The following is a 25,172-nucleotide window of genomic DNA, read 5'->3' on the forward strand; positions in this document are numbered from 1 at the left end:
CGTCACTGCCCCAGGTGGGTGAAGCCGGCCCAGGCCGAGAGGTCGTCCGGCTCCACCGCGGCGGCGCGGGCGGCCAGCGCGTCGGGCATACCTGGCGGCAGCCGGCGGTCCGGGTCGAGCATCCACAGCTGGGCGCGGCGCAGCGCCCGGCCCGGCTGTTCCTGCTCCCGGCGCAGGAAATGGTGGGTCATGTACATCAGGACGGAGGTGGCGTCGTCGGGCACCGGCCACAGCGAGCCGATCACCGATCGGGCTCCGGCCACCAGGAACGCCGTGGCAAGGCTGTACGCCTCGTTGTGGCCGCGCCCGGACACGTGGCTCCAGCAGGCCGCCAGGACCACCAGCTCCAGCCCGTCGCCGCCCCGACCGGCCGCCTCGGTCAGCTCCTCGGCGGCCAGCTCACCGTCGCTGAAGGAGAGGTACGAGCTGTAGCGCTGGTTGGCGGCCACGGTGGCATGGCAGGCCAAGTGCAGGACGCCACCACCGCCACGGCGCAGCCAGGCGAGCACCTCGGCCGGCGTGCCCGGGCCGTCGGCCTCGCCCGCCGCGCGCCGCCCCAGGAAGCTGCCCCGCGGGTAGAAGGCCCGCTGCACCGCGTCCGCCTCCTCACCGGCGTAGCGCAGGTCCCCGGTCGGATCTCCGACCACCAGGGCGGCGCCGGTGTGCGGTGCGGCGGGCCGGGCAGCCACGTCGCACAGCAGCCGGGCCGAGGCGGCGTACGAGATCTCGGCCTGCTCGACGGCGTACCGGCGGCGTCCGGTGGCGTCCGGCTCCGACCAGGCCGCGTGCCACGGCACCACGCCGAGGGCGCCCATGGGCACCAGGATCAGCGACGGCGGGCGGGTGCGGCCGGGTGGCGGCACGAGCATGTCCAGCAGTGGCTTGACCGCCGCGTACCAGGCCCAGGAGCACAGCCGGTCCAGTTGCCGGCGCAGCGAGGTCGAGTCGGGTGCGGCAGCGTACGGGGCCGGCCCCATGTCCCGGACGGACCGGCCGGCCGGGGTGTAGGCCCGCAGGGGTCCGGCATCCTCCTTCAGCAGCGGCAGCGGCAGCCAGTGCGCGCCACCGTCTGCGGTGACCAGGACCGCCGCCCCGCCGCGGTCGTCGGAGGCGGGCACCAGGTACACCAGGGCGTCCGCCCGGCAACTGCGCAGCGCCTTACCGATCTCTGCGGGGGCCGGGGTGCCCAGCAGCCGGGCCGACGGCCCGCCGTCCGGGCCGAGGGCAGTCAGCGCGGTCAGGACGCGGCGGCGCAGTTCGCTCGGGACGCCGCCGGACCCGGTCAAGCCGTCCGCTCCGCCGGGCAGTTCGGCGCCACCCGCGGCCCGCCACTCCTCCGCCAGGTCGGGCCGGCCGGTGGCGGTCAGCAGCTGGGGCACCGTCATCGCGGTGTTCGCGGCGTGCAGCACCAGTCCGCGGCAGGCGTCCAGTGCTTGGACGGCGGCTTCGGGGACGTCGTCGGCCAGGCACCAGGCGGCCACCTCCAGGGCCGCGGCGGTGGCCTCGGCCGCGCCCTCGGCGGCGTGCCCGGTGCCGGACTGGAGCAGCGCCGCCCAGGAGTGTCCACGCAGCGACTCGAGCCCGGCGAGGCGTCCCCGGCGGCGGTCGTCGCGGGCTGGGTCGGCGCGCAGTCGGTAGGCCCGGCCGAGGGTCAGGCTGCACACCGCCCACAGCCGGTGCTCGGGGCCGCCGGCCAGCCGGGCGGCCCGCTCCAGGAGGTCGATGCCGGTCCCCAGCTCGCGGCGGTCGCCGTTCCCGGAGGCCTTGGCGCAGTGGGTGCTGCCCAGCGTGAAGGCGTAGCGCAGCCAGTCGTCGCTTCCCTCGTCGGACAGGTCCAAGGCCTCCTGGATCAGAGTCATTCCTTCGTCGAGCAGCCGGGGGTCGGGCCGTTCCATCGCCCGTGCGGTACGGGCGATACCCGCGTCGCCCAGTACCCAGGCACGGCGGTCGCGCGGCAGCCGGGCAGCTTGGCGGCGTAGTTCGTCGAGGGTGGCGCCGCCGTGGGTCGCCGTGGCGGCGGTCGGCACGCCCAGGTTCCTGGCGAGCTGGTCGCGGCCCATCCGGGCGTTCTCCAGCAGCGTCCACAGCTCCCCGCGGGCGGGGTCGTCCGAGTCGAGCGCGCCGTGGACCTCGGCGAGCCGCGCGATGGCCCGATCGGTGCCGGCCAGGTCGCCCTGCCGCGCGTACCGAATGGCCTCGATACCCGCGACCTGGCCGTCGATGAGCGACCGGAGGTAGGGGGTGGTACCGGGCCGGTCGCGCAACCGGGCGATGGCGCTCACGGCCGTCTCCACCTCGTCGAGACCGCCGCGCAGTTGACCTCGTTGGCCCTGGACGGCCGAGCGCAGCAGCTCGATGCCGTCGGTCACCCGCCCGTCCTGGCCGGTGCGCAGATCGCGGGCCGCATCGATGTGCTCCAGCGCCCCTTCCAGGCCCGACCCGTCTCCGGCTGTCGCCTCGTTCAGGCCGATCAAGCCGGCGATGGCGTGGACGTTGCTCAGCCCGGCGGCATCCCCCTTCCGGTGCTGCAGTGCGGCCTGCAGGAGCGCGGTCTTCTGCTCGGCAGTGACGTGCGTGCCGTGCGGATCGAGCAACGGCACCAGGCCGTACAAGAATGCGGCCGACTCACCCGACTCGCGGCTGTCCGGGTCCATCTCGTGCCAGGTCCGGTACAGCCGGTCGAATTCCGCGGGTAGCCGGTCGAGGCCGCCGATGTCGTTGGCGAGACCGTTGAACTCCTGATCGCTGAGGTTCAGGAAGGCCTCGCCGTGTTCGACGTCCGCCATCGTCCCCATGGTGGCGAGGTGGGCCTCCTGGAAGAGGGCGTCGAGCTCGGGACCCGCCTCGGCAAGGCCTTGGCGCACCAGCTCGTGTCTGACCCAGCCGTGGCACATGACGGCCATCCGCCGGAACTCGGCGCCCTGGCTCTCGTCGTCGAGGGCACGCCCGCTGGCCACAGCGAGCACCGGCAGGCGCGCTGGGTCGCCGTCCGCCCGGTAGCGTGCCCACTGGAGAGTCGCCACCAGCAGGCCCAGCGGTGCGGCCGAGCCGCCGTCGCGTTCGGGCTGCCAGCGGTCGAGAGCCCGCTGCAGCAGGTGGAGCGCCCGGTCTCGTCCGGCGTCGTCGTCGCGCTCGGTGGCACGCTGGTAGAGCAGCCGTCCGAAGCAGTCCAGGTACGTGGGCAGCAGTTCCTCGACGGCATCCGGCTCGGCGAGCAGTGGCACCAACTCCGCCTCGGCGGGCCCGACCTGGGTGCTGTCGTCCCAGTGCCACCAGAGCATCGCCCGGATGTAGACCATCCGAGCTATTGCCTCGCGGCCCCACCACGGTCGCTCCGCGGATCGCTCGCCGGCCTCGACCAGCGCGCGGCCGAACTGGGTCCGGGCCTCCGTCAGCAGGTCCCGGTCCCGGGCGCGCCGGCCGTGCACCATCTGGGCGGTGGCGAGTCCGTAGCACAGCAGCGGGACGTCGTTGTCCGGCGTGGCCGCCTCGAGGGCCGCGCGGTAATGCCGGACGGAGGCCTGCGCGTCGGGCGGGTCACCGCCGGTCCGGTACCGCTCGTGGTGCAGTGCACCGGCCTCCCCGTGCAGTTCGGCGGCCTCCGGGCTGCCGGGTGCGTGGTCGTCGAGCGCGGCGTCGTACCGGCGCAGCGCCTCGGCGAGCAGAGCCGCCTGTTGCGGGGCGGGCCGGTCGTCGGCCTGCACCCACCGCAACCGGGCGAGCCGGGCCACCAGGTACCTGCCGAGCACTCTGAGGTGCTCGAACGACGACCCGGCGACCGGTTCGGCCAGGCCGTCGACCAGCAACGCCCAGGCCTGGTCGAGCAGTTCGGGTTGCGGCCGGTCGTCGAACCGGAACAGCAGCACGCGAGCGCGGAGGATCCGCCAGGCGTCCCAGATCTCCTCGTCGTCGATCTCCTCGTCGCCGGGCCGGGCGAAGGCCCGCTCGAACGCCTCGTCCGCCAGGTCCAGGTCCTCCGGGCGTGCCTGCCGCAGGAAGAGCTGGTAGCTGAAGTCCCCGGCGACCGCCCACGCCGTCGGCGCCTGCGGGTCGTCCGCCCGCAGACCCGCCAGCTGCTCCAGCAACTCGTCCCGCTCAGCCCGCAGTTCGTCGTCGGAGACCCCGTCCGGGTCCCGGTCCATCGCCCGCTCCGGCGTCACGGGGCGATCCTCGCATGGTAGGGCTCCAGCAAGGAGTTGAGCCGCCTCTCCCCCTCGGCGGTGTCGAAGTCGACCGGCGGGACGCCCATCTCCTCGATCACATCCGGCACGCAGCGGTCACCGAACAAAACCACCACCCGGTCGCCGGGCTCACGCTTGGACGGCCAGAGGAAGCCCTGCGCCCACGGGTCGGTGTGCTCACGGATCCAGTGGCCCCAGTCACGGGTGAACGGGTACTCGGCGGCCTCCGCCTGGACCAGCCAGGAGTCCTGGGCGACACTCGCCAGCTCCCGGCCGGTCACCAGAGGCACCACGTCCAGCTCTGCGGCCAGCCGCAGGAAGGATAGCCGGCGGCCGCGCACCGCGGCCCTCGGCACCAGCCGCGGCGTCCCGCCCGGATCGAACGGAACCGACCGCAGCAGCGACTCGCACACCGCCGACTCGGCGGTGAGCCCGGCGTAGAGATAGCCGAACGGGTCGCACCTGGTCGCGTCGAAACGGCCGCCGCCGTAGAGGCAGTGGGCGGGCACGGGATTGAACGCGGTCGCCGGGTGGCGGGCCGCGTGCAGCCGGTACAGCGGGGTGCCGGCCGGCAGGGTCAGCTTGGCGGGCATGCCCGGCAGCACCCGCGGAGGCCTGGTGTTCGCCATCCGGTTACTCCTCCTCCGACAGGTACCGTGCCGCGTCGATGAGTTGGCCGTCCCGCCCGGCGCCGAGCAGGTCGGCGGGGTCGCCGCCCAGCCAGGCGTTGGCCGACAGCCACCAGTCCGCGACGCCCCACGGGTCGCGTTCGGCGTCCAGAACGGTGTTGACCTCCACCACCGTCGGCAACGGCGTGCCCGCGACGCCGAACTGGAAGCCGGGCAGCCGCAGCCTCCCGCCGGGCCCGGTCAACCTCAGCAGCCCGGCAGCACCCGGATCACCGCCCAGCAGCCGCACCTCGTCGGGGTCGAGCGCCGGTACGGCCAGGATCCTCGCCCGGATCGGGCCGAGCACCGGGCCGACCATGCGGTGGCCGTCAAGCACCAGCACGGCCAGGTCGTCCGCATGGAAGCCGAGGTGCGACCGGTCCTGCGGGTCCCCGGCGAACCGGGCACCGGACGCGTCGTCGAGCCGTCCGGACTCGGCGTCCGGCAGCGCTTCCAGCAGCAGCCGGGCCGCCTCCTCGGCCGCCCGCAGACGGGCCGGCCCGTCCTGCTCGGCGGATCTCAACGCCTGTAGCCGCGCCTCCAGTTGGCGGCCCGACGCGGGTTCCAGCAGGCCGACCAACCGGTCCCAGTCGGCGGCGGCCGCCGCAAGCACCTGGTACGGGTTCATCGGGTCCTTCCGTCGACGGCCTTCACTGCCGTGAGTTGACGTTCAATCATGTCTGCGGCGGCGGCCCGCCGCACCACGAGGTGCACCTCCCACTGCGCACCGCGGATCAGTTCGGCCTCCACCGCGGCCCAGAGCATGCCGAGACTGACCTCGTACGGCAGCCCGCCCCGGCCGGAACCGAGCAGCGGAAGACAGATCGAGCGCAGCGGAGGATCGAACTGCCGGTGTTCCTCGGCGAGCACGGCGAACGCCCGGGCGACCGCCCGGGTCACGTCCGCCGGCAGCACGTCGTAGTCGTTCGTCCCGAGGCGCGGGACCGCCACCGCGGCGTGATAAACCCGCCGAACGCCCTGCTCCACCAGCGCCCCCGCCCCGACCGCCGCCACGGTTCCCGGCAGGACCGCCCGGCCCGGCGCCCCGTGCCGGACGGCCCACCTCCGCAACTCCTCGTGCACCAGGTCCTCGACGAGCTCCCCGGTCGGCCCGCGCAGCGCTCCCACCCGCCGAAGCGACGCCGACACCGACGACTTGTACGGCTCCGGCAGTGCCAGATAGGTGTTGGTCGGCGAGACCACGACGTCCACATCGCGCAGCAGATCGACGGGGTGGACGTGCACCGTCACCAGAGCGGTCCGCTCGCCCACCCGGACCCGCAGCGACCGGTGACCCGACGACGCGGGCGAGAGCGGCCCGACCTCCCCCGCCTCCCCTGCCTGGTCCGCCTGGCGCGGCTGCACTGCCCGACCCGGCTGCCCCGCCCGCGCGGCCATCCGGATCACCTGCTCGGCAACCTCACCCAGCACCAGCGCCTCGTGGTGCTTGCGGAATCGCTCCACGCTCACCCCGTACACGCCCGCGGCATGCTTCCGACGGTCGGCGGGCGGCCAGTCGCGAGTGCCCTGGGCCAGGCCGAGGCTGTACTCGGCGGCCGCGTGAAGGTTGCCGGGATCGATTCGCGTCACCGCCAGCCGCAGCAGCCGCTCCACAGCGGCGGGCCGCGACTCCCGCCCGGCCGGCAGGTCGATCATGTCTGCGGCCCGGGCCAGCGCCGGGAGCTCCAGCTCACGCAGCCGCACCAGGCCGACTCGCCGCAATTCCCGCACCTCCCTGAGAACTGACGCGTGGTCCGGCAGGTCGCTGTGCAGCATGCCCGAAAGGATCGCACCGTGCCAACGGCGGCGACAAGCTGGATCCGCCCTCCCATCCAACCACCCCGCCCGGGCGGCTTCGGGTCGCTTTCCGGGCGCACCTCGGGCACCCGCCGGACAACGGCACGCGGATCGCTCCGCGGGTCGAAGCCGATCTACAGAGCCTCTGGTGATCGACGGCAGCGTCCCCGATGACAGACCCCTGGCGGCGGGGTCGCGGCGGACGATCTCGACGTCGATGCCGAGCGTGGCGCCGTGTTCGACGACGGTGTTCTTGTAGCCCAAATCGGCCCAGGCCTTGGCCTTGGCCTTGGCCTTGGCCTTGGCCTTGGCCTTGCCAATGGTCGGGTGGTCGACTGAGACCGCGATCAGCAACTATCGGCCAACGGCGTTGTCCTGCACGCTCGCGGCGGTGACGAGCACCACCAGCAGCAGGCCCGTCGTGTCGGTGCCGATATTCCGCTTCCTGTCCACGGATCTTCTTCCCGTCGACGCCCTGCGAGGTGGCGGGACCTTGCGGGCCCTCGGCCATCCGCTGGCCACGGATCTCCTCGGCGCGGTCGCCGACTGGTGACGCAGCTCAACCGCCACGGCTGCCCTACGAAATATCGGACGAGTGGGTAACGCGTAACAGGCACCTGCCACCTCAGCAGCCTGACGCTCTTACCGAGATGATGCAGTGGTGCGCGCAGGCAGCGGGTAGAGCCGTGAACATCGAGCTCGCCGCGCCCGACGAAAGAGCCCATGTGCTCATCGAGCTTCCAGGAGTCGATGGGCCTTCGCCCTGAGTGGTGGACACGCTGATACTGGATCTGCTTGATTTGGAGCGAACGAGAACACCGCCGATGGCGATGAAGGACTACTCGGACGAGTTCAAGGGCCGATGCCGTGGCCCCGTACGAGTCCACGCCCCGGGCGACCTACAAGGACATCGCCGCTGACCTGGGCATCAATAGGGCGACGCTACGAGAGTGGGTGCTGCGGGGACCGCGAACGCCGCGGCATCGCCACCACCGGGCCGCTGCAAGGCGGCACAGCCACAGTCAGGGCAGGACAGCCGACCGCGTCCGACGATCCGGACGAGCGGTTCCGGCAGCTGGAGGCCCGGGTGGCCGAACTTGAAGCGAGCGAGCGGAAGCTGGCCACCGAACGGGACGTCCTGCGCAAGGCCGCCAAGTATCTCGCCGGCGAGACGAACTGGCGAGCCGCTTCCAGTTCGTCCACGACCACCGCGACACCTACGAGGTGAAGCGGCTGTGCCAGGTCCTGGACTTCAACCGGTCCAGCTACTACGAGTGGCTCAGCGGGGCCGACGCCAGGGCCGTCCGCCGACGCGAGGACCAGATCCTGGCCGAACAGATCCGCAGAATCCACACCGACTTCGGCGGCGCCTACGGCTCGCGCAGGGTGTCCGCGGAACTCCGCAAAACCGGGACGCCGATCAACCACAAACGGGCCGCCCGGGTCATGCGGACGTACTCCATCGCCGGTATCCGCCTGCGCAGAAGAGGCCGCACCACCGTCCCCGACCCCGGACGCCCAGACGGTCCCGGACCTGTTCCAGCGGGACTTCACCGCCACCGAACCGGGACGCAAGTACATCGGCGACATCACCTATCTACCCCTGGCAGACGGGGAGTTCCTCTACCTCACGACCCGTGCTGGACTGCTTCAACCGCAAGGTCGTGGGCTGGACGATCGCCGACCACATGCGCACCGGCCTGGTCGCCGACGCGCTGCGGATGGCAGCCGCGACCCGCGGCGGCTTGGATGGGGCTGTGTCCCACTCCGACCACAGGGCGCAATACGGGTCCAGGGTCTTCACCGACCTGTGCTCCGGCCTGGGCGTCACCCGCTCGATTACAACACCCGCCGCCGCCAACGGCCATCCCAGCCCCAATGAATACGAACGCCGACACCACACCGCTAAGCTCACGCTCGCCGCGTGACAACCAACCGCGTGTCCACCTTCACGGGTGAAGGCCCAACAGGCTGTCCGACTCATCGTCCGCACATCAAATGGACGCGTAACCAGCCTGTAGATAGAGCCTGTTGATTGACATGACGGCGGTCCGGTGCGAGCGCCTTCACGGCCGCCAGGTCCGCGCGGCGTCGGTGACGCGCTGGACAGGGACCCCTCGAACGAAGCAGCCCAGCTCGCCCGGCGCTTGGGCGGCTGCTGGACCCTCCGGCGCGCACTTGATCGATGGCAGATGCGTCAAGTGCGAACCGTCTGACCATAATCGCCGATCACGGCGGGCAACCATCCAACTCATTACAGTGGTCAACAAATCCGACATAAGCGAGAAAAACACACAAACCAACCCGCTTGCGACGCCGAGCCAGCCGCCAGCCCCGCCGTCGACCTGTGAAAACCGTGAGACGAATGTGAGAGGCAGACCCCAGAGCACGCCAAAGGCCGCTTCCTCGCGAACGAGAAAACGGCCTCTGACCTGCGACAATGGGGCGAACCCCAGTCGGGACGACAGGATTTGAACCTGCGACCCCTTGACCCCCAGTCAAGGGGTTCAACTATTGTCGGCAGCCGAGGCCTCGCGGCCTCGGCTTCTTTGTTGCTCAACCATCCTGGGGCACAAGTGAATTGGGACTTCTCAGCGGAATCGCCGGCGCAGAGAGCTGACCGTTGCTCAGTGTTTACTTCGTGCAGAAGTGTCCGTTTCGGACCATCAGCGTTCATGAGCGCTCATCCCGTGTGGTCCCAAAGTGGTCCCCAGGCCGACCGCCCCACCGCGGCTACTGCCGGTGATCGAGATCTGTCGGCCCTTCAGCGAGCAGCGTCGCGCCTGCCCGACTGCGCCTGCGTCGATGCCGTCGGCCGACCCACGGAGCCGACTCCTGCGGGCGGATCATGGTCGCCTACCCACCGATTGCGGGCAGTGATCTTCCGTGCGGTGTGTCGTCTTGGGCGTGTCGTCGCCGTCTGGTTCTGAGTGCTTCGCGCACCGCCCCGCACGCTCTGCCGCCACATCCGACACGGCAGCCACTCTTGCCCCAGAGGCACCACCCAGTCCGAGAGAAGGGGAAGCTCATGGGACAGCGTGCGCAGCGTGGTCGGGTGTACCGGCGGTGTGGTTGTTCGGACGGGCAGGGGCGGCAGTTGGGTCCGTGGTGTGTGCGGTTGTTGGAGGAGGCGGGTCACGGGTCGTGGACGTACTGCGTCGACCTGGCTCCTGAGGACGGGAAGCGAAAGACCCGTCGGCGTGGCGGGTTCGCCAGCCGCGCGGAGGCGTTGCGGGAGATGAGGGCGGTGCTGGACGGTGAGCTGCGTGGCGTCTACGAGGACCGCCGCATGACCGTGGCGAGTTTCCTGCGGCAGTGGCTGGAGGTGAAGAAGGAGGAACTCGCGCCGACCACCTACGCCGGCTACGAGGCGTGCGTGGAGCGGGACCTGATCCCCGCCTTCGGCCACTACCGGCTGCCCGACCTGCGGCCGAAGCACATCGCGCGCTGGATCGCCGCCCAGCGCAAGGCCAAGCGCGGCAAGACCACCGTCTACCGGATCGTCTCCACCCTGCGCAACGCCCTCAACCACGCGGTGCGCACCTGGGGGCTGCGCTACAACTCCGCCAAGCACTCCGTCCCGGCCCGGCCCCGCGCCGCCGAGCGCACCTGCTGGACCCCCGACGAGGCCGCCACCTTCCTGCGCCACGGGGCCGAGCACTACGCCGACCAGCTGACCGACCTGTTCGAGGTTATGCTCGGCACCGGTATGCGCCGCGGCGAGATCCTCGCCCTGCACTGGTCGGACGTCCACCTCATGGATCGCAAGCTCTACGTACGCTGGACCCTCGCCGCCATCGACAACGGGAAAATCCACCTCCGCGAGCCCAAGACCGAGGCCAGCCGCGCCTGGATCAGCCTCTCCCCCAGAGTCATGACCGCCCTCCACCGCCAAGCCGCGATCCAGATGGCCGCCCACCCCCAGAGCCGACTGGAGGGCCTCGTCTTCGCCCACGCGGACGGATCGCCCCTGCGGCCCCAGTGGGTCCTCGACCAGCTCCGAAAGCGCACCGCCGAACTCGGACTCCCCCGGATCGGCCTGCACGACCTGCGCCACACCGCGGCCAGCATCATGATCGCCGAAAGCATCCCCATCGCCATCGTGTCCAAGACCCTGCGCCACGCCACCCTGGCGATCACGATCAACCTCTACGGCCACCTCCTCAAGGACTCCGCCGACCAGGCCGTCAACGCCCTCGCCCGAGCACTCGACCAAGCCCAGACGGACCGGCTCCGAGCCGTCCCCCGTGGCGACGACGACCTGCCGCTCGCCGCATAGCCGCCCGGTCGGTCGGTCGGTCGAGCTGCCGTGCCGGGCCGAAAGGGCCCGTCGGTCTTCCTCCCCGGTTGCCGCGGACGGCGGGTGGAGGCACGCAAGGTGCCTCCACCCGCCGTCCGGCGCGGGCTCGGCCGTTCAGCGGCGGAAGCCGCGGTGGGGGTCGCGGGCCGTGACGTTCCCGAAGGGTTCGAACCATGCCTGCGCGCGCAGGTCGCCCATACCAAGCTGCCGGTTGGCGTCGCCGTCGGGGTCCTCGATGCCGTCGAAGCGGGAGCTGTAGAGCATGAGGACGTCGGTGTCCTGGAAGAACATGTCCGTGCAGGCGCCGAAGTCGTAGTCGTCGCGGTGCGTCGGCAGCGTGCTGTGCGTGCCGTGCCCGGTGCTGTCGGAGTCGTCCCCGAGTTCGTCGGCGCTGTCGCCGGCGTCGTCGATGGCGAGGTGCAGGGCGAGTTCCTCGGCGGTGCAGGTCGGCCGCGGCCAGTGGCCTCGTTCGAGGTCGTCGGCGAGGTCGTCGGCGGCGCGGGCGAAGCGGCGCCGCCACTGGAGGTCGGTGGCGAAGGTCAGCTTCGGCAGCCGCGGGAACACCCCCCAATTTCCCTCGTGCTCATCCGGTACGAGGCGCCCGTCACCGAGTTCCTCGGCGTCCTCGTACGCCTCGTCGGCCAGCAGCGACAGCGCGGTGTGGAGGAGGTCGGCCGTGCGGGGAGTCAGCTGCCACAAGCAGCTCTCTTCCTCGCACTCCGGGTCCTCGCAGTGCGGAGGCTCCACAGGGAAGAGCGCCGCGAAATCAGGAAGTTCCTCCCCACGGTTGTGCTCAGGAGACTCCCCGGCCTTGGCGGCACGCGGGCCGGGGCCGAAGTCCACCACGACCGGCTCCGCGCTCCACTCGGCGACCTCGTCGCCCTTGTTCCGCCGCAGCAGAGAGATATGGCTGCGTTCGGTCAGGGCGTCCGCCCCATCGACGTCGGCAGGCGGGTCCGCGAGCCACATGACCGCGCCGACCACGTCGTGCGGGTCGTCATCGTCGAGCTGGTCGGCCGGCATCGGCTCCCACCCCTGCTCGCCCGCGGCGTCCAGCAGGGCCTGCCGGTCGTAGACGTGGAACTCACGGAGCGAAGTGATCCGTACGACCTGGCCCGGCAGGTCCCGCAGCCGCGCCTCACCCCGCGCGGGGCCACCGGATTCCGGGGCCTCGTCGTTGTCGCCGCCACCCTCGCCGTCGTCGTCCTGACCCGGGTCCTGGCGCTCGGATCCTTCGGGCCACGTGATCAGCGTTCCGGCGGCGGCCGGCCAGGTGCCGGCGAGCACGTGTGCCACGGCCTGCCGGAGCGAGGACGCCGGAGCGTCCGGCAACTGCACGCACAGCCCGTCCACGGACTCCGCATGAAGGGCACCCGCCGCCCGGCTCAGGGTCCGGCGCAGCAGTTCGGCCGCGTGGTGGGCGAGTTCGGGGTCGCGGCAGGTGAGGACGGCCTGGAGCGAGTCGGGGCCGTTGTCGTGGGAGAGGAGGGCGAGGACGCGGCTCTTGCTGGGGGTGTGTTCGCAGAAGAAGTCGCGGGGTGAGGCGGTGAGTTGGTGCTCGGGCATGCGGGGAACTCCGGTGCGGTGGAAGGCGCGCCGTGCGGAGGGCGGCGCGGGAGGGGGTGGAGTTCCGCTGGTGGGCGCGTTGCTGACGTGCCTCCGGACGGTGGAGAAGAAATCGGCCGAGGCTGGTTCCGCCGATGCTGTCGGCGATCCGGACCTGGCCCTGTCCGACACCGTACCCGAGTCGCCGAGGAGTTGTCCCCCGCGATGTCGCTGTGCCTCTGACGACACAGCAGCCCGGGCGGCCACGGTCTCGGGGATTCCGTGGCGTATGGCCGCTGTTGGAGGGCAGCGGAGGGATATCAGCACGGGTGTCAGTGGGAACGGCTAGCGTGCCAGCATGCCGTCGACTACCGCCGCAGTCCGTCTTGTTCCGCTCGGCCACACGTTCACTCCGGAGATTCCTCTCGGCCCTGCCGGGAACGTCCCCCTCACCTGCTATGCCACGGCGTCCGGCAAGGGCAAGCTTCACGGCGCCGAAGACTGCGGTTTGCTGCGGTCGGCATCCTCCGTCCGGAGCGCTGAGATCCCGCTGGGTGAGGCTGTGGGACGGCTGTGCGGGACGTGCCGCTGGCCACTTCCCGCCGACAGCCCGCTCCTCAAACTCCTGGCGGCGGTCATCGACATCGGCAGCCTCAAGATCTGGCTCGACCGCGAACCCGACTCGGAGGAGGAAAAGGCGGAGGAAGCAGATGCCGCCCTCGCCCTGGCCACCGGCGATTACCCCCCAAGCAGTACGGGTGAGCCGTCGGACGAGACGGATGGCGAAGCCGAGGAGCAGGAAGAGGACTTCGACGACGAGGCCTGGGAGCGCTACTCCCGCGCCCGGGAGACGCGACGCCACCACCATGAGCACTGGCGATACCTGTACAGCGTCCTACTCAGGAGCAACACGGCTCTCCAGGCGTTCCCCGTTCTGCGGCCCTGGGCCGAGCCGTTGCAGGTCCGGCTCGCCGAGGTCATCGACGAGGAGCGTCGGGCGTTCGCCGCCCTGGTGCAGCCGGTCCCGCTGGTGGAGGCCGCGGCGGTCGGGCTGCTCCCGGCCCCGGAGTTCACACCGGGCCCGGAGTTCGCGGGTCTCGGAGCGGATGCGGCCAAGGTGATGCGACGCGCCTGGCATGCTTGGGAGCGCCGGGCGTCCTGGTCGTGGAGCCGCCTGGAGGACAATGGCTGGGCGGTGTCCTCCGTGGTGGACGACGCGTTCGGCCGCCGCCGCAAGGGCCGGCCGGAAGCCGAGGCCGCGTTCGAGCAACTCGTCGCGGACTGGATCTCCGAAGCCCGCCGGCAGGCCGCCCTGCGCAGCGAAGCCCCGCGGCAGCTCGTCGCCGTCAAGGTCCCCGCCGCCGAGAAGGAGCCCTACGAGGAACGGGCCCACGATCCGCTGACCGCGTGGGAGGCAGCCGTCATCGCCACCTACCAGGTCGCGGTCGACTGGCCGGCCGGCACGGCGGCACTCCTCGTCCCGCATCTGATCGGCGAGCACCTCATCGCAGGAGCCTCCACGGCCATGCCGGTCACCCGACTCGCGGTGCCGGACTCCGCACTTCCCGTTCACGCGCTGCTCCGGGCCTGGCAGCCGGAAGACGACGAGGAGGAGTGACCGGCGGGCCGGGCCCGTCGGATGGCACGGCTGCGCCCGGCAGGTTCGACAAAGGAGATCATCGGCGGAGAGCCTGCAGAGCTGGTGCGCGGATGGCGGGTCCCGCACCGTCCCGGTCCTGCGCCGCCCCGACGCCGCCCGGATGCCGCGTACGGTCGTCGGCCGGCGCGGCGCGCCGACCGGGGGAACAGAACGAGAGGTGCTCGACAACAGCCTGCGCGCCCACCCGCTGCCATCGGGCCTGGCCGGCGTGCCGCAGCCGACTCACTATCACTCCCGGCGTACTCGGCGCCTCACAGCCCCGCCGGGTGGCAACGGCCGGCCTTCCGGCCAGAGCCGCAGGGACACGCGGCGTTCTTCGGGACCGAACGTCCTGGTCCCGTGGGCTTGGCCTTGGGAGCCGTACGGCCAGTCGTCTGTGCACTGCCGTGCGCCCGCCAGCGAGCAAGCGCCGGAGGAAGGTGGTCACCTTGTTCAAGTAGCCATTGGGCCGCCGCTCGGCCGGATTCATCGGGGAACGTCTCCGCTGCCCCACGCAGCCCGTCGTCGGTGAGGAACGCCGCCGCGATGGTGGCGTACGAAGACCCGTGGAAGGTCTTCATCCCGCTCAGGCGGAAGACGTTGCGGGCGTATCCCGCCCCCGCCATGACGGCCGCGCCGGTGACCGTCGCGCCGGGGTCGTCCTCGCCTGGTGGCGTACTGGTGGCGTTGAAGCGGTCCACCAGGGTCTTCTCGCTGGGAGAGAGCTCGATGTGCGTCTCTGCTGCCAGCAACTCCTGGTAGCGGTCGTGCAGTTCGCTGCGGTCGGAGTAGGTGAACTTGCCGACGGCGGAGGTGTGGGAGAAGTGCACGACGTACATGTCGTCCTGCAGTCCGGAGGTCTTGATCTCCACCGCATCCGTGCTCGCGTAGCCGGCCGCAAGCACGCTGGCCGGTCGACGCTGGCCTCGACGACCGTCGTCACCCAGGCGCGCGCCCTGAGACGACAGGAACGGACACACCTGTGCTGCATAGACACCACAGATCTCGTGCACCGGGGCCTCGCCGCTCCAGATGGCGTCGACGCTGCCGCCTTCCGGCATATGCATGACGAACTGCCACCGCGCCTCGTCGCGGAACGGCAAACCGCAGACCGCGCACCAGTCGAAGGTCGCGAGGACCAGCTTCCGGTGCTCGTCGATCGAACCGAAGTCGACGCCGTCAGTGTCACGGTTTACCGTCGCGATCACTGGATACCCACGAGGGTCGCGACTGAGATGCCCCAGGCGCTGAGGGATGGTGATGTCTCCGGGTTTCACGCCTGCTCCTAGATGATCTTCGCTGCACCTCGCAGCGAGCATATGGGCGATGTACGACAAACACCCGGGAAACCAAGGAACGCACCCACCACCGACAGCCGTCGCATCACCGATGCCCACCTGAAACCGCAGCCCATCGGCACCCGCGAGCACCCATCGCTTGTAGCCCCAAAGTGGTCCCAGACCGAGCACCTCGCCGCAGCTACTGCCAGCGGCGCGGCGGGGTCATGAACGTGGCCCTCTGCCGACGGCCACTGCGGCGAGCGGGTTGCTCCAGGCCCAGGTCGCTCCCTGCCACAGAGCCGCGGCCACGACGAGCATGACGATGAGCAGCGCGAGTCCCGTCCAGCCGTTCTCGTCCTCCGTGGTGCCGCCGCCCTGCGACGTCATTCCAGCCTCCAGTCCTCGGTAGTCGCGCGCTCTCTCGCTCTGCTCGGGAAGTAGCCAGGCAGGTCCCCGGCCTCCCCTCCGTACGTCGCGCTGCAGCTGTCAGGTTCCGCTGAGCGCGTTCTCGATGAGGTCGCGTGCGGCCGTGCCGTAGACCGCGGACGGCTGGAGGCGGTCGAAGGCCTTGCGGAAGACCGCGAGGCGGTCCGGGGCGGTGATGGTCTCGCCGCCCCGGAAGCCCTCCACCTCCACCCTGCGGTCATCGAAGATGGCGAAGCCGTCGCCCGGGTAGACCAGCAGCCGGGCCCTGGCCGGCACGATCCCGAGCGTGAGCCCGGGCAGGGAGAGAGCCTCGGTCAGCCTGCGTAGCTGACCGCGCATCACCTCGGGGCCGCCGATGCTCGTCAGCAGGGCCTGTTCCCCAAGAAGGACGTGGTAGGTCCGGCCTTCCTGTCCGATGAACCGGGCGCGGGCCGTCCGGGCTGCGACGCCGGCTCCGATGTCGTCAGGGATGCCGTGGAAGTCGACGACCAGGCGCAGCATGGCCTCGGCGTACCGGGGTGTCTGGAGGTTGCCCCACACGATGTTTGGCGAGTAGCCGACGTAGTGCCGAGTCTTCCTGACAAGGTCCAGGAAGGACTCCTGTACCGGGCCGGTTCCTTGCCGGAGAAGGTCGTCCCAGTTGCTGTCGGCCGAGCCCGATGCTGTCGCCATACGCGAGATTGTTCCAGTGGATGGTGACGCCTGTCCGGGAGTTGGTTGCTCCGCCGCCAGTACAGCCTTGACAGACACCGAAGGGCTAGGCTCCGCTCCCCGTCAGCAGGCAGGCCTGGCGGTCGAGCGCCGGGGGCAGGCTCGCCGCAGCGGCCGGCGGGGTGGCGGGGGCATTCAAGGCGCGCTTCAACGCGCGTGCCAAGTCCTCCGGGTCGTCAGCCAGGCCGTGGAAGTGGGGCCACCAGATGACCGGCTCGTGGGCGAGCAGGTGCTTGTGGATTGCGGTCTGCTCCCAGCCGCCAGCATGTAGGGCGTCGGTGGCCCGAGGAAGTTCCTCCTCGGTGACCACCGGCAGGCTCTCAACGGGCGAGTACGTGGCCGTCGTCGGGTCGGTGGTCGCGGGAGCGGCGCAGGTCGGTGGTGACGTAGGTGCGTTGCAGCCAGCGGTCCGCTCCGTCGTAGCGGGGCTGGAAGGCGGTGCGACCATGGACGGTGACGCGGTTGTCGATGATGACCAGGTCGCCGGGGGTCAGGTGCAGGGTGCGGGCGGTCGCCTCGCAGGCACGGCCGAACTCGGCCAGCGCGGTGGTGGCTCGGGGGGTGAGCGGGGTGGTGACGAGTTGGGCCATACGGATGTCGGGGTCCTCGGCCGCTCCGGACAGCACCGGCCTGGGTTCGGCGTCGGCCCCACTCGCGGCGTCGGGTCCGAAGGACGGCGGTGGTGTGGTGATGAACTCCGGTGCGAACAGGGCCTCGCGGCCGGCTCGGGTGAGCAGCGGAAGTGCCTGGCGGATGCCGGCGACGCGCATGCCGGCGATCCGGTCGTGGTCGGCGCGCAGGCACAGGAAGACGACGTAGTCGGGTGGGTGGGGGTGGAAGCCGTTCTCGGTGTGGAAGGAGAGCGGCGCCGATCCGGCGTTGCCGTGGAACGTCTCCTGCCCTGGCACGGGCACGACGTCCTGCACGAGGGCACCGGATTTCTCGGCCAGGTAGGCGAGCGGCTCGCCGAGCCCGCAGGCCACCATAGTGAGCAGCGCGGCCGGGACGGTGGCCTGGCGCTGGACCGAGCCGGGTACAGCCGGTGTCGGTGGCAGGGCTGCCCGGTCGACGGGCAGGCCGCCGATCACCAGGGTGCCGTGCGGGCCGGAGTGCCTGCGGAAGCGGCGCACCGCACGGCGCAGGGGCAGCGGGAGTTCGTCCCAGGTGTCGCGGGCCCGTGCCACCCAGTCGGGGCTGTCGACCTGGTCGCGCCGGTCGGCGGTCAGGGTGCGGGCCAGGCGTTCGCTGGCGTCGGCGTCGGCCGGGTCCAGGTTCCAGTCGGCGGCGACGGCGGTGTTGGGCGTGCTGGCGGGCATCGGGGCTCCTCCCTGGGGGTGCGAATGGTGGGCGACCGGACTCAGGAGTGGCGCAGGTCGGCGACCGCGTCGGCGATGTAGTGGTCCCCGAATCGGATCAGGGGGGCGTACTGGGCCGCGCGGCGGTGGCGCATGAGCCGCAGTTCGGCGACGGCGTTGTCGGGTCCTTCGGGCCGCTGGGCGATGGAGCGGCGCAGGTGCACCATCGAGTACGCGAGGGTGACGTGCCGTTCGGCGTCCACGATGTCGGCTTCCAGCAGAGCGCCCCGTGCCTCAGCCAGTTCCGGGGCGCGGGAGGCAAGTTGCTCGTAGGAGTCGGGGAGCAGCGACAGCAGGTCCTTCATCGCGGCCCGGAACAGCTTGTAGCCGCGGTGCTGGCGCCCGCTCAGCGGGACGTCCGTCCATGGAGGCGCCATGGTCTGGCGGACCGCGGCCATGTAGTAGTCGGCCGGGATCGTGCTGGCGTGGTTCATGGCCGCCGGGAAGCCGCGCACGTACACCGTCGCGTCGGCCAGCCGCGGCAGTGCGGTGTCGACGTCGCCGTCCCGTAGGCGGCGGGCGGCGTCGGTCACGGCGACCGCGGCGCAGATGTTGAACAGGACATGGACCTGGTGCCCGATGAGCCACCGAGCACTCCACACACTCTCCAGCGGCGCCCCCTCACCGGGCTCGGGGACGATCACCGACGAGACGGGCCCAGGGTCGGCACCCGGCGCTGCGCCGGTGAGGTCGAGCACTGCCTGCCGCATCCCGGCCACCTCCAGCGCCAGGTCGGCGCCCGAGAGCGGGGCTTCACACAGGTCGTCCAGACCTCGGTGGATGACCAGAGCGCCGTGCAGGGCGGCCTGTTGGTCCGACAGTTCCACCTCACGGACCCGGAAGTACGACTGGCTGGTGGAATCCGCCGGAACGGCCTCCCCGGACACGACCGGAGCCAGGGCCGACAGCGCGGCTACCAACTCCCGTGCCGTCGCCGCGGCTTGCCGTAACGCTGCGCTCCGCTCGACAGGTCTGCCATGGGTCGCCATCTCGGCCAGCACGCGCGCGGTCCGCTGCGCCTCGGCGTCGACCCGCGGGCCCAACACCGGGGCGGGCCGCCCGCCTCGGGGTTCACGGAAGACGGCAACGGCAGGGTGATCGGCAACCGGAGATAAGCCCATGGTTGGAATAGTTCGCCAGGAACACGCCACACGAAACCTTGATTGCGCGCCAGCGCGCCGTCTCGCGCCCCTCGCCGAGGACCTGCACCGCCTCTGGGCAGTGGCCGACGGCAGAACCCCGCCGCCTCGCTCCCACGTGAGTGCGGCGCGGGTTTCGCGGCTACCGGGCCAGGACGGCCTGCCCGGCCCGGCCGCGCCAAGGTGGTCCCGGTGGGGCCCAGGCAGCCCGGCTCAGGGGGCAAGCGGCGCACCGGGTGCCGCGACGTAGGCGAGACCGTCAAACGCGCCGAGTCGATCAGGAAACACCGAGCGTGCCGAGACTGGACGAAGAGCTCGGCTCAGAGCGTGAAGCTGATGCCTTGCGAGGGTTCTTGAAGGGTGATCTGGTCGGGGATGCCGTAGAAGATGACCAGCAGCACGTCCCCGGCGCCACCGAGGCTTCGGGTGGTCGGCGTTGCCGACTGGGCCGATGTTGCTGCGTCAGTTGCCTTCGGCAGGTTCTGGGCCAGGTAGGCAGCGGCATCGGCTGGGTCCTTGCCCAGTGTGGCGGCAATTCGGCCCAGGTCTTCCTGATCGATCGCGTCAGCGATCTCGGCAGCGGTCACCGGTTCGTTGGGGCCGGGGCCGATCCAGGAAGCCAGCTGCGGCAACGACAGCTCGACCGTTCCCGGGCTCTGTGCATCGCTCGTCTGCGACAGCTCAGCGTCACTCATGTTTCTCGATCTCCTCTGATCTCCACGCGGGCGTTGTTGAGACGTCGGCGCCTCGGGAGTGGTAGCCGGCAGGGCTCACTGCCAACTCGGGCACCTCCGTCGTGGCGGGCCCATGGTCTCGGGCGTACCTCTTTCGACTGCCGGCTCGCTGCCGACGCGCATTGATCCTTCTATGACGTGGCGTCAGCAAGCCATCACCCCAACGGATCGAGGGGTCGCCGTGTCACGCCCTGGAAGGAGGCGGCGCAACATCGGCTTTGATGGGCCGGCCCGTGGGCAGGACCGGCATGACGGCCGGCGGCGCGCAGTCAGCCGATCGTCGCCCTCTCTGCGGCTGGTCCAGGCGGCGACTTCCAGCCATCTTCGTCACGCATCGTAGGTACGTGCGCGCTCTGGGTGTCCGCCTGGTTAGGCTCCTCGCAGCGGACACGTCAGGCCCGGCATCAGGGTGGGCGCGTGATTCCGCCTACCCCTTTTGCCGCGAGTAGAAGGTTGGGCCGCTGTGACAGCACGCGTGGAAGACGTTCGGAAGCTCCTCGAACAGGCGGCCGCAGGGGGTGTGGTCGAGATTCCGGCGTCCGTCCTGGTACTGCGGCCGTGATCAAGCCGCGGCAGCCTCATGCCTGAGCCGAACGACTCTGCCTCGCGTGAATTGATGAGGAGACGTGTCATGCCTGTGTCCGTCGATGACCTGCTGGCCGGCTTTCCGTTGCCAGGCGGGGAGTTCGTCCTGGAGCCGGGATGGGAGTGGGAGCTGCCGGAACTGCGGGCGCTGCTGAAGGCCGGTGGCCGGCTGGTGGTGGAGCAGGCGCACGACATCGACCTCCAGGCGCTGTCGCTGGCCGGGACGGTGCGGGTGGCCGGGGCGGCGGTGGAGCTGCAGCTGGCGTTCGCCTGCGACCAGGCCCGCAAGCTGGTGACCGGGCTGTCGGTACGGGTGCGGATGGGCGCGACCATCAGCGCCCTGGCCGAGTTGTGGGGGGTGGACCTGACCGGTGCGCCGGGCGTGTTCCTGGCGGACCTCCCGAGCCTGTCGCTGGTCTACGACTTCGGTTCGGGGTCGGTGGTCGTCCTCGCGGAAACCGAACGGCTCCGCGTGGTGTTCGCCGCGCCGCGCGCCGGCGGCGGTCTGGTGGCACTGGCCGGATTGACGGACGTGCACGCCTCCTTGTCCGACCTGCCCCATGTCGGGGAGCGGATCCCGGACGGTGACCGGGTGGGGGTGCGCGGTCTGGAGCTGATCGCGGTGGGACGTGAGCTGTCCGCCGCGGACGGCGGCGTGGTGAACGCCGCCGTGGCCGCGGCCGTCCCCGATCCCGGGCAGTGGTGGCCGTCGTTGCCGGACCATGCTCTGGCGGCAGGTCTGTGGGTGGGCGCCTCCTGCCTGCTTCCCGACCGGGAGCGGCTGTGTGTGGCGCCCGTGAACACGCCGGCTTCCTGGCCCGGTTTCCCCGGGTGCCAGCTCGCCTTGGGGCCGATGCGGCTGGAGCTGTCGGGGTTCGGCCTGTCGTGGTCCGCGAGCGGGCTCGCCGTCACGTTCGAGGCGTCGTTCGACCTGGGCTGGCTCCAGCTGGAACTGCCGGACCTGGGCTTCGACTTCACCTTCCCCCAGTCGGGGGACGTGGGGGTGACGGGCCGGCTGCGCGCTCTGTCGCTGGCCTGGCCGGACGGCACGCTGCGCTTCGACGTCCCCACCCTGGACCTGCCCGACCCCGGGTTCCCCGGCCGGCCCGGCCCCGGCCTGCTGACCGGGTGGCTCCCGAACTCCGCAGCCACTCTCCCCGCCCTGGCGCGCCTGTTCGGCATCGACCTCCCCGCGCTTCCGGACATCTTCCTGCCACCGCTTCCCGCCCTGGGGCTGCGACTGGACCTCGACGCGTGGAGCCTCGGACTCACCGCGCAGGCCGGGCAGTTGCGCATCGTCCTCGCCGCACTGCCCGCGCTGCCCCAGTGGGGAACCGCCTGGGGCAGGGTCTCGCTGATCGGCATCGACGGCTTGCGCGCCTGGCTCGCGGATCTCCCCTACCTCGGTGACCTGCTGGACGGATTCGACGGCTTCCTCCTGAACGGGATCGGCCTGGCGGCGCTCGTCACCGGACTGCCCCGGCTGCAGGTCGACCGGTTGAACACCTGGATCGGTTCCCTGCGTGGCTGGTGGCCGCAGCTGTCCGAGCGGTCGGGCGGTGGTTCCTCGGGCGGGGGGCCGTGGCTACCGGGGACCTCCCTGGACCTGGACTGGAAGCTCCCCGACCTGCCGTCGGTACGGACGGGTATCCCCTGGCCGCCTCCGCTCGAACCCCCGCCCCTCGACTGGCTGGAGATTCCGGACCAGCGCCTGGGGCCGCTGACCGTCTCGCGGATCGGCCTGTCCTGGCCCGGCCAGGACGGCATCGACTGGACGCCGCCGCCGATCGACCCGAGGTGGGTGCTGCGCCTGGTCTTCGACGCGACGCTCGAACTCGGCGGCGGCGTCCTCCTGGCCCTGCCGGGCCTCGGCTTCGACATCGACCTGAACGACTTCCGCGTTCACCCCAGGTTCCCGAGCATCCGCCTGGAGCTGCCCGGCCGCTTCAGCATCGAGTTCACCGTCCCCGTGCCCACGGTGCCACGGCCGGAGTCGGTCACCGCCCAGTGGCAGGACAAGCAGGGGATCTCCGCGACAGACCTCGCACAGTTCCTGGGCGTGGACGTGTCGGCGGACGCCGTCCCCGCCGCGCTGAACCCCCAGCTGCACGCCGCCACCCTGTCCTACAACTTCAAGACCCTCCTCCTCGTCGTCACCGCCGCCACCTCCGGCTTCGGGTGGCTGGTCGCCACCCAGCCCGCCGACGCCGCCCAAACCTCCGACGCCACCCGGCGCCGCGGCCTGGTGGCCATCCGCGCCGGCGTCGAGCCGAGGGCCTCCGACCTGCCGGTGATCGTCGGCGAGGTCCCGCCCACTAGGGACATCACCCTGTCGGGCATCCACCTGGCCTACGCCGAGCAGCCGTGGCCGGCGGCCGCGGTGGACGCGCTCAACACGGTCGTGGCAGGTTCGCAGATCCCCGGGAAGTGCCCACTGCCGGTACTCCTCTCCGGCGACCTCGCCCAAGGCGTGCAGCTGTGGGCGGCTCTCACGCCGGGCACCGGCAACCCCATTCCGCTGGTGTATCCCGAGCGGCCCCTGCCCGCCGCCGGCCACGACGTGGTGCTCGGCCGGGAACGGGCGTCGGACCCCGGCACGGAACTGGAGGGCTTCACCGTCGGTCCGGTGCGGTTCAGCCGCGCCCGGCTCGGCCTGGGCTACGGACTGCTGTACCTCGCCTTCGACGCCTCGATGGCCATCGGCCCGCTGACCCTGGACCTGGTCGGCCTCGGCCTCGGGATCGACAAGGACCTCCAGGTCCTGCCCGTGCTCAAGGGCGCCGGCGTGGGGTTCGAGTACCCGGGACCGCCGAGGGTGGAGATCGCCGGCGCGCTGGTACGGCTGGACCTGGGAGCGGAGTTCGACCTGGCGCTGGCGGGAACGGGCCGCATCGACGTGCAGGACCTGCTCGCGCTGCAGGTGGTCGGCAGCTGGGCCCGCAACCGCGAGGGCTGGACCTCGCTGTTCGCCTACGCCGAGGTGACGTCCGGCCGGGCCAACGGCCTGTTCGCGATCGGCCCGGTCACCGTCACCGGCATCGCGCTCGGGTTCGGCATCAACAGCACCGTCCGAACCCCCTCCATCACCGACATCGACAGGTTCCCGCTGGTCAAGCGCCTGGGAACGGCCGCCCCCGGGGAGCCGCCGCTGACCCCCGGTCAGGCCTTGAACGAACTGGCGGGGCCCGGCGGCTGGGTCACCCCGGCCCAGGGCCGGTACTGGGTCGCGGGCGGACTCCAGTTCACCGTCTACCAGTTCATCGACGCCCGCGTGCTGGCCCTGGTGGAATGGGGCCAGGGCGGCTGGAAGGCCCTGCTCGCCGGCAGCACCACCCTGTCCCTGCCGCCCACCGTCCGTGGCGCGGGCCTAACCCAGGCGTCCCCGCCGCCCACCGGCCAGGCACTGGCGATCGGCCCGCTCGGAAAGGTCGTCGTCGACTTCGTCCTCGTCTTCGACTCGGCCCTGGGCCGCTTCTCCATGGACGCGGTCATCGCCGGGGGCTCCTACATCCTCGACCCCGCGGCCCGACTCACCGGCGGCATCTCGCTGTACGTGTGGGGCAAGTCCCTCCCGGGCGGGGTCGGCAAGGGCTTCGTGCTGTCCGCGGGGGGCTACCACCCCCAGTTCCCCGTCCCCGCCCACTACCCCAGGCCGCCCCGGATCGGCATGCTCTGGCAACGCGGGCCGATCACGGTCAAGGCCCAGGCCTACGCCGCCCTGACCGACGGCGCCTTCATGATCGGCGGAGCGCTGTCCGCCGAGTACGACGCCCACCACGGCATCCGGGTCCAGGCCTGGTTCCACGCCCACTTCGACGCCCTGGTGCAGTGGAAGCCCTTCTACGCGGACATCTCCTACGGGATGCGCATCGGGGTCGCCGCCACCGTCAAGGTGTGGTTCATCCGGAAGCGCATCTCCCTGGAGGTCGGTGTCAGCCTGGACCTGTGGCTGCCCCCGCTCGGCGGCCGCGCGAAGGTCAAGGTCTGGTTCATCTCCTTCACCCTCGGATTCGGCGCCGACCGCCAAGGACCACCCGCCATCCCCTGGGAGCAGTTCAGCATCCAGCTCCCGGCACCCCTGCGCACCGTACCCAAGAACGGCTGCGAACTGCCCGACGTGAGCCCCGGCGAAGCCCGGGCCCGCGCCGCGGCGAACGCACCGGTCCTGGTGCGCATGGACGGGTTCACCATCGGGGTCGAATCGGCGCTGCCCTCCTCGAAGATCACCGTGAACGGGCACCTGATCGCGGGCAGCGACGAGGCCCGCGTGGACATCCGGCCGATGCGGCTGACCGGCGTGGTCAGCGAGCAGCGCGTCCAGATCCTGAGCCCGGGGGAGAGCGAGTACGGATGGCAGCAGAACGACTGGAAGATCACCGCCGTCACCGACGGCGTACCGCAGGCCCTCTGGGGCAAGCCGCCGCTGGACGACACCAGGCGTGAGCTTGAGCAGCCGGGCCTGATCCCGAACTGCCTGACCGGCCTGACCATCGAGGTCCCGGGCCCGACCCTGGGCCCGCACCTGGGCCCGGTGACCTCCGCGGCCCTGGGCGTGACGCTGGTGCCCGGCGGGAACCTCCCCCTGCGCGACACCTCCGTCGCCGGTCCGCCGCCCGTCGCGGACCCGCGCAGCGTCGGGGTGATCACCAGCACCCTCGCCGCGACCTCGGCCACACGCAGCAAGGTGCACCAGGCCCTGGCCGCCTTCGGAGTCGCACCCGGCACCGACGGCCCGCTCGACCGCTACGCCGACCTGGCCGCCTCCACCCTGACCGACCCCCCGTACCTGACCACGACCGGCGCGAGGTGACC

18 protein-coding genes and 2 pseudogenes are annotated in these 25,172 nt (G+C 71.3%); 8 read left to right on the top strand and 12 right to left on the bottom strand.

The annotated features are described in order from the left end of the window. Window positions 1–2: 2 nt before the first annotated feature. Genes ACFVXG_RS22170 through ACFVXG_RS22185 form a run of 4 tightly spaced genes read right to left on the bottom strand, consistent with a single transcriptional unit; the run spans window position 3 to window position 7,000 of the window. Window positions 3–4,160 (bottom strand): CHAT domain-containing protein, encoded by a 4,158-nt coding sequence (locus ACFVXG_RS22170; protein ID WP_387929930.1) that lies wholly within the window; start codon window positions 4,158–4,160, stop codon window positions 3–5. Beyond that, window positions 4,157–4,810 (bottom strand): RES family NAD+ phosphorylase, encoded by a 654-nt coding sequence (locus ACFVXG_RS22175; RefSeq protein WP_387929932.1) that lies wholly within the window; start codon window positions 4,808–4,810, stop codon window positions 4,157–4,159. Before ACFVXG_RS22175 ends, ACFVXG_RS22170 begins: the two co-directional genes overlap by 4 nt. A gap of 4 nt (window positions 4,811–4,814) precedes the next feature. Then, on the bottom strand, window positions 4,815–5,477 hold the full coding sequence (locus ACFVXG_RS22180; RefSeq protein WP_387929934.1) for a hypothetical protein: 663 nt from the start codon (window positions 5,475–5,477) through the stop codon (window positions 4,815–4,817). After that, window positions 5,474–7,000, bottom strand: a complete 1,527-nt coding sequence (locus ACFVXG_RS22185; protein WP_387929936.1) for a macro domain-containing protein — start codon at window positions 6,998–7,000, stop codon at window positions 5,474–5,476. The genes ACFVXG_RS22180 and ACFVXG_RS22185 overlap by 4 nt, the downstream gene beginning before the upstream one ends. Before the next feature lie 37 nt (window positions 7,001–7,037). Between ACFVXG_RS22185 and ACFVXG_RS22190 the strand changes: the two genes are divergently transcribed. The 6 genes and pseudogenes from ACFVXG_RS22190 to xerC all read left to right on the top strand — a co-directional run bounded on the left by ACFVXG_RS22190 (window position 7,038) and on the right by xerC (window position 10,925). Then, on the top strand, window positions 7,038–7,199 hold the full coding sequence (locus ACFVXG_RS22190; protein WP_387929937.1) for a hypothetical protein: 162 nt from the start codon (window positions 7,038–7,040) through the stop codon (window positions 7,197–7,199). Window positions 7,200–7,733: 534 nt separating this feature from the next. Next, window positions 7,734–7,874 (top strand): hypothetical protein, encoded by a 141-nt coding sequence (locus ACFVXG_RS22195; RefSeq protein ID WP_387929939.1) that lies wholly within the window; start codon window positions 7,734–7,736, stop codon window positions 7,872–7,874. After that, window positions 7,871–8,122 (top strand): annotated as a pseudogene (locus ACFVXG_RS22200) (IS3 family transposase); the annotation flags it as partial. The gene ACFVXG_RS22195 and the pseudogene ACFVXG_RS22200, both read left to right, overlap by 4 nt. A 161-nt stretch (window positions 8,123–8,283) precedes the next feature. Continuing rightward, window positions 8,284–8,574, top strand: a complete 291-nt coding sequence (locus ACFVXG_RS22205; protein WP_387929941.1) for a DDE-type integrase/transposase/recombinase — start codon at window positions 8,284–8,286, stop codon at window positions 8,572–8,574. 1,100 nt (window positions 8,575–9,674) lie between these two features. Continuing rightward, window positions 9,675–9,884 (top strand): annotated as a pseudogene (locus ACFVXG_RS22210) (Arm DNA-binding domain-containing protein); the annotation flags it as partial. 51 nt (window positions 9,885–9,935) lie between these two features. Next, window positions 9,936–10,925 carry a tyrosine recombinase XerC gene (gene xerC, locus ACFVXG_RS22215; RefSeq protein ID WP_387930010.1) on the top strand — a complete coding sequence of 330 codons (990 nt, stop codon included), beginning with the start codon at window positions 9,936–9,938 and terminating at the stop codon, window positions 10,923–10,925. A 135-nt stretch (window positions 10,926–11,060) separates the two neighbouring features. Here xerC and ACFVXG_RS22220 read toward each other — a convergent pair whose 3' ends face one another. Then, window positions 11,061–12,512, bottom strand: coding sequence for a hypothetical protein (locus ACFVXG_RS22220; RefSeq protein ID WP_387929943.1), 1,452 nt, complete (start codon window positions 12,510–12,512; stop codon window positions 11,061–11,063). A 337-nt stretch (window positions 12,513–12,849) separates the two neighbouring features. On the opposite strand from ACFVXG_RS22220, the gene ACFVXG_RS22225 reads away from it, so the two are divergent. Continuing rightward, window positions 12,850–14,109, top strand: coding sequence for a hypothetical protein (locus ACFVXG_RS22225; protein ID WP_387929945.1), 1,260 nt, complete (start codon window positions 12,850–12,852; stop codon window positions 14,107–14,109). A gap of 293 nt (window positions 14,110–14,402) precedes the next feature. On the opposite strand, the gene ACFVXG_RS22230 is transcribed toward ACFVXG_RS22225, so the two are convergent. The 7 genes from ACFVXG_RS22230 to ACFVXG_RS22260 form a co-directional block, all read right to left on the bottom strand. Beyond that, window positions 14,403–15,407 (bottom strand): SEC-C metal-binding domain-containing protein, encoded by a 1,005-nt coding sequence (locus ACFVXG_RS22230; RefSeq protein WP_387929947.1) that lies wholly within the window; start codon window positions 15,405–15,407, stop codon window positions 14,403–14,405. A gap of 225 nt (window positions 15,408–15,632) precedes the next feature. Continuing rightward, window positions 15,633–15,797, bottom strand: coding sequence for a hypothetical protein (locus ACFVXG_RS22235; RefSeq protein ID WP_387929949.1), 165 nt, complete (start codon window positions 15,795–15,797; stop codon window positions 15,633–15,635). 99 nt (window positions 15,798–15,896) lie between these two features. Then, window positions 15,897–16,508, bottom strand: a complete 612-nt coding sequence (locus tag ACFVXG_RS22240; RefSeq protein ID WP_387929951.1) for a DUF5753 domain-containing protein — start codon at window positions 16,506–16,508, stop codon at window positions 15,897–15,899. 85 nt (window positions 16,509–16,593) lie between these two features. Beyond that, entirely contained in the window at window positions 16,594–16,857 is a 264-nt protein-coding gene (locus ACFVXG_RS22245; RefSeq protein WP_387929953.1) for a DUF1259 domain-containing protein, read from the bottom strand. A gap of 10 nt (window positions 16,858–16,867) precedes the next feature. After that, window positions 16,868–17,863 carry a TauD/TfdA family dioxygenase gene (locus tag ACFVXG_RS22250; RefSeq protein ID WP_387929955.1) on the bottom strand — a complete coding sequence of 332 codons (996 nt, stop codon included), beginning with the start codon at window positions 17,861–17,863 and terminating at the stop codon, window positions 16,868–16,870. Between the two features lie 41 nt (window positions 17,864–17,904). Further along, a complete protein-coding gene (locus ACFVXG_RS22255; RefSeq protein WP_387929956.1) occupies window positions 17,905–18,729 on the bottom strand; it encodes a hypothetical protein in 825 nt (274 codons plus the stop codon). A 632-nt stretch (window positions 18,730–19,361) separates the two neighbouring features. Then, window positions 19,362–19,736 (bottom strand): YidB family protein, encoded by a 375-nt coding sequence (locus ACFVXG_RS22260; protein WP_387929958.1) that lies wholly within the window; start codon window positions 19,734–19,736, stop codon window positions 19,362–19,364. Window positions 19,737–20,406: 670 nt separating this feature from the next. Here ACFVXG_RS22260 and ACFVXG_RS22265 point away from each other — a divergent pair. Continuing rightward, window positions 20,407–25,170 (top strand): DUF6603 domain-containing protein, encoded by a 4,764-nt coding sequence (locus ACFVXG_RS22265; RefSeq protein ID WP_387929960.1) that lies wholly within the window; start codon window positions 20,407–20,409, stop codon window positions 25,168–25,170. Window positions 25,171–25,172: the final 2 nt, after the last annotated feature.

Source organism: Kitasatospora sp. NPDC058162, assembly GCF_042884005.1.
Classification (GTDB): Bacteria; Actinomycetota; Actinomycetes; order Streptomycetales; family Streptomycetaceae; genus Kitasatospora.

Excerpts from the sequence above, each read along its gene's own strand:
- ACFVXG_RS22220 (WP_387929943.1), bottom strand. The coding sequence starts at position 12,512 with ATGCCCGAGCACCAACTCACCGCCTCACCCCGCGACTTCTTCTGCGAA.
- ACFVXG_RS22265 (WP_387929960.1), top strand. The coding sequence starts at position 20,407 with ATGCCTGTGTCCGTCGATGACCTGCTGGCCGGCTTTCCGTTGCCAGGC.
- ACFVXG_RS22225 (WP_387929945.1), top strand. The coding sequence starts at position 12,850 with ATGCCGTCGACTACCGCCGCAGTCCGTCTTGTTCCGCTCGGCCACACG.
- ACFVXG_RS22235 (WP_387929949.1), bottom strand. The coding sequence starts at position 15,797 with ATGACGTCGCAGGGCGGCGGCACCACGGAGGACGAGAACGGCTGGACG.
- xerC (WP_387930010.1), top strand. The coding sequence starts at position 9,936 with ATGACCGTGGCGAGTTTCCTGCGGCAGTGGCTGGAGGTGAAGAAGGAG.
- ACFVXG_RS22180 (WP_387929934.1), bottom strand. The coding sequence starts at position 5,477 with ATGAACCCGTACCAGGTGCTTGCGGCGGCCGCCGCCGACTGGGACCGG.
- ACFVXG_RS22260 (WP_387929958.1), bottom strand. The coding sequence starts at position 19,736 with ATGAGTGACGCTGAGCTGTCGCAGACGAGCGATGCACAGAGCCCGGGA.
- ACFVXG_RS22175 (WP_387929932.1), bottom strand. The coding sequence starts at position 4,810 with ATGGCGAACACCAGGCCTCCGCGGGTGCTGCCGGGCATGCCCGCCAAG.
- ACFVXG_RS22240 (WP_387929951.1), bottom strand. The coding sequence starts at position 16,508 with ATGGCGACAGCATCGGGCTCGGCCGACAGCAACTGGGACGACCTTCTC.
- ACFVXG_RS22250 (WP_387929955.1), bottom strand. The coding sequence starts at position 17,863 with ATGCCCGCCAGCACGCCCAACACCGCCGTCGCCGCCGACTGGAACCTG.